Source organism: Flavivirga amylovorans (assembly GCF_030540875.1).
Classification (GTDB): domain Bacteria; phylum Bacteroidota; class Bacteroidia; order Flavobacteriales; family Flavobacteriaceae; genus Flavivirga; species Flavivirga amylovorans.
The window spans coordinates 1,273,497-1,277,550 of sequence record NZ_JAUOEM010000001.1 but is presented as its reverse complement, the minus strand read 5'-3'; the positions used below and the strand labels follow the sequence as shown (position 1 = coordinate 1,277,550).

The following is a 4,054-nucleotide window of genomic DNA, read 5'->3' as shown; positions in this document are numbered from 1 at the left end:
GGCTGTGGTATCTGAATTACTCAATATAAATCGTGCTGTGAGTCCTGATGGTAAATTGCTTATGCTAAAGCCTGCATCCAAGATATCATCATTGTTTGTATCTATAAAGGTACCGCCTGTTATGTTATATACCAACGGGTTGGCATTGGTTGCGATACTTCCATTATTCGTTGCAACAACTTCTTGGTAATCATCTGCTGTTGGGTTACAGCTTATTCCTATTACTGGATCTATAAAATTGATGCCCACTGCGTTGGTACAAGTTAGTGTTGGTCTAATACCACTTGTTGTTAGACTAGTAAATGAACGAACGATATTTAATACCCCTATATTATTGGCACTAGTATTATTTACTGCATTGCCTGTCAGTTCTAAAGTTGCTGTGGTATCTGAATTACTCAATCTAAATCGTGCTGTGAGTCCTGTTGGCAAATTAGTTACGTCAAAGCCTCCATCCAAGAAACCGTCATTGTTCGTATCTCTAAAGGTATCGCCTGTTAAAGTATATACCAACGGATTGGCATTGGGTGCGATACTACCGTCGTTTGCTGCGGCTTCTTCGTAATTACTTGCCGTAGTAGTAGAGTTACAGACTATCAATGGGTCTGTAAAAAAGACACCGACTCTGGTGTCACAAATTACTGTTGGTGGAACTCCACTTGTTCTTATTCCAGCGTCAAATTCGATTCTTAATAAGCCTACAGTATCGGTACTATTATTATTTATTGCATTTCCTGATAGTTGTAAAGTTGCAGTGGTATCTGAATTACTCAATATAAATCGTGCTGTGAGTCCTGCTGGCAAATTAGGTATCGTAAAGCCATCGCCTAGTTCTATTATATCGTCATTATTTGCGTCTGCAAAGGTATCTCCTGTTATATTATATATTAATGGATTTGCATTGGGTGCGATACTACCGTCGTTTGCTACGGCTTCTTGGTAATTATCTGCCGTAGCGTTACAAGTTATGGGTGGGCAGCCTTGGGTATCTCCAACAATTATAAGTATACCTTGACTATTTAGAGCAAACCGTTCTGCACTTGCCGCACAATACTCCAAACCAGCGGCCCCCAAAGGAGCAGGACTACCACCAGGAATCCCTTGGGCTGCCCAAGCTAATATTGTAGCATCCCAATTGGATAGGGAAAGCCCAGATCCAGATAAAAAACCAGATGCATTACCAACATTCGCGAGATCCCAGTCACCAAGATAATGATCAAATAAAGGCGTTCCAAAAAACGTTCTACTCAAACTTGTAACGGAAGACACATCCCAATTACTAAATACTGGCGTACCTACAAGTGATGTACATCCCTCAAACATGTTATTCAGTGAAGATACCCCACTCAAATTTGGCGCATCGGTTGCTGGAACATCTAAATTTTCACAACCTCTAAAAGCACTATTCATAGTAGTCCAGGCAATACTACTCCCCCATTGATCTATTGATAGTAATTTTTGCCTATCATCAAACGTCATTATACCCTGTAAATTCCCTACTCCAGAAATAGGGTTACGTATGGCTATTTGTATCTCTCCCGCAGGATAACCAAATGCCGTGACATCTACAGTAGTTATTCCAGTAGTTCGATCAAAAAGGTCGTAAGTTCCATCGTTACCTACATCTATATCATAATTTCCTATGACTTGGATTCTTATGGAACTATTTGAGGAGTTCCCAAAATTCGTTGTATTCCAAGTCGTAATGAATTCGGCTTGTGCCATGGCACCTAAAGAAGACAAGAGCAGTATGGTTATTATCTGTATTTTTTTTTGTAATTGGTGCATCATAATTTTATCCGTTTATTGTTGTACACTATACATTGGGCAACATTGTTATATGCTTACTTTGTGTATATTATTACCTTATAAAATTTCTAAGATCTAGATAGCAAGCCTTGTTATTCTATTTAAATAAATTAGATAGAAATTAACTCTACAAGGCTTGCGGCTTACCAGCCCTACTAAAATCTATTGCTATTATAGTTTAATGTAATATCTCCTATACGTATAAAACTTGCATCTTGTGTGCCTACATCTGTTACGGTTAATTTAATAACTATAATAAGTGTATCTCCAGCCACTGCCGATGTTAAAGCTCCATTAAGAGCTATCGTGTTTTCTGTAAAGCTTCCTGTGCCAGCTACAGGACCATTATTTTGTAATGTAACGCCACCTTCTTCAAAAATATCTGCTTCAAAAGATGCGTTTGCCGTTCCTTGAAAATCAATAACCATTGCTGGGGTTGTACCAGACCAACTATTAAAATCGTTAGGTACTGTTAGGCGTAATACCACATCATAATCATTAGTACCGCCATCTGTTTCAAAATTGCTCGCTTGGTAGTAATTCATAAAGCTTGGTGCTCCAGAATTATCACCGGTTATGGTAATGCTATTATTGGAGCCATCTGCACTAAGGGTGGCTCCTGCATATTCAGCACTAAATACCATTTTGTTTGCTACTGTTGCGTTAGCATTTACAAATACCCCCCCATCTGTTCCTGTAGATAGTAAATTATTAGCATTTGTACTTAATAAAGTAATATTGGCTGTGTGGTCGTTAGTTCCTGATAAGGCGACACCAGAAGCTGTTCCATCTGTAGTAACGACTAATGATGTTTCATTGGCTTCTAAAGTAATGTCACCTAATAGTGCATTTGCATCTCCACCAATTGTAATGGTACCTAAAGGAGACGTAATATTTCCATCACCAGTTAAGTTTGCCACATTTACCTCTACATTAACGTCTTCAAACATGGCGTTAGCTGGTGTTCCAGAAATGGTTACTGTATTACCTGTAGAGGTTAATGTACCATCTGCTGCACCTGTGGTTATTGTTGTATTATCAATAAATACCCCGCCATCTGTTCCTGTAGATAGTAAATTATTAGCATTTGTACTTAATAAAGTAATATTGGCTGTGTGGTCGTTAGTTCCTGATAAGGCGACACCAGAAGCTGTTCCATCTGTAGTAACGACTAATGATGTTTCATTGGCTTCTAAAGTAATGTCACCTAATAGTGCATTTGCATCTCCACCAATTGTAATGGTACCCAAAGGAGACGAAATATTTCCATCACCAGTTAAGTTTGCCACATTTACCTCTACATTAACGTCTTCAAACATGGCGTTAGCTGGTGTTCCAGAAATGGTTACTGTATTACCTGTAGAGGTTAATGTACCATCTGCTGCACCTGTGGTTATTGTTGTATTATCAATAAATACCCCGCCATCTGTTCCTGTAGATAGTAAATTATTAGCATTTGTACTTAATAAAGTAATATTGGCTGTGTGGTCGTTAGTTCCTGATAAGGCGACACCAGAAGCTGTTCCATCTGTAGTAACGACTAATGATGTTTCATTGGCATCTAAAGTAATATCACCTAATAGTGCATTTGCATCTCCACCAATTGTAATGGTACCTAAAGGAGACGTAATATTTCCATCGCCTGTTAAGCCTGCCACATTTACCTCTACATTAACGTCTTCAAACATGGCGTTAGATGGTGTTCCAGAAATGGTTACTGTATTACCTGTAGAGGTTAAAGTACCATCTGCTGCACCTGTGGTTATTATTGCAGTATCAATAAACGAACCACCATCGGTTCCCGTGGTAATAAGGTTTCCTACATCTATACTTGTAACCTCTGCGGTTTGATTTACCCCTAACTCATTAACATAAGTAATAACACCACTAGTATCATTTTGTGATAAATTAGTAGCCGTTTCATTGGCCGTAACTAATGTCCCTACATTTAGTACTGTTGGGTTTCCGTCTTCATCATTATAAGTTATGGTTCCTGCTACTTGATTTATACTTATTGATGTTAGAGTCTCTAAATTTGCAATAATTGCCGATAAATCTATCTGAGTAATGGTGCCATCTTCATCCATATAATCTAAATTGATGCCGTCTGCATTTAATCCGATGGTCGTTAAGGTCTCATTGGCATCTATAATATTGGTGATATTATCTATAACATCCTGCAAGGTCACATTAACATCGGTATTGCCATCGTTATCGATATCAATCGTATTATCGGTAATACTAA

2 protein-coding genes are annotated in these 4,054 nt (G+C 38.4%); both read right to left on the bottom strand.

The window, feature by feature from the left end:
* Window positions 1-1,791: BspA family leucine-rich repeat surface protein (locus Q4Q39_RS05085; protein ID WP_303281293.1), on the bottom strand; the 1,791-nt coding region annotated here is incomplete at its 3' end.
* Between the two features lie 173 nt (window positions 1,792-1,964).
* Window positions 1,965-4,054: beta strand repeat-containing protein (locus Q4Q39_RS05080; protein ID WP_303281292.1), on the bottom strand; the 2,090-nt coding region annotated here is incomplete at its 5' end.